The organism is Aeromicrobium phragmitis, from assembly GCF_003674095.1.
GTDB classification, from domain to species: domain Bacteria; phylum Actinomycetota; class Actinomycetes; order Propionibacteriales; family Nocardioidaceae; genus Aeromicrobium; species Aeromicrobium phragmitis.
The window spans coordinates 1-371 of record NZ_RDBF01000171.1 but is presented as its reverse complement, the minus strand read 5'-3'; the positions used below and the strand labels follow the sequence as shown (position 1 = coordinate 371).

Below are 371 nucleotides of genomic sequence, written 5' to 3'. Positions count from 1 at the left end.
ACCTTCAGGCAGCCCCGCCTCGCGGAGCACGTCGCGGTGTTCGTCCGCGGAGACGCGGCGCACCTCCACGTCCGCGCCGGTGGCGGCGGCCAGCGCCTTCGCGGGGTCGTCGAATGTCCAGGCGGTGTCGCCCGACAGCTCATAGACCGGCTTCGCGTCGGGGTCCACGAGTATGGCCGCGGCGGCCGCGGCGTAGTCCGCGCGAGCGGCCGAGGCGACGGTGCCGTCTCCGGCGCTGGTGATCACGGCCCCGTGCTGGCGGGCGTTCTCGAGTTCGCCCAGGTAGTTCTCGCTGTACCAGCCGTTGCGCACGATGACGTGAGGGAGGCCGGAGGCGGCGAGGAGTCGTTCGGTCTCGACGTGGTCGGGCG

1 protein-coding gene is annotated in these 371 nt (G+C 73.0%); it reads right to left on the bottom strand.

Features of this window, described 5'->3' with window-relative positions; all coding sequences use genetic code 11:
- Positions 1-371 (bottom strand): Rossmann-fold NAD(P)-binding domain-containing protein (locus tag D9V41_RS18025; protein ID WP_481725506.1); only part of this gene is annotated, 371 nt, incomplete at both ends.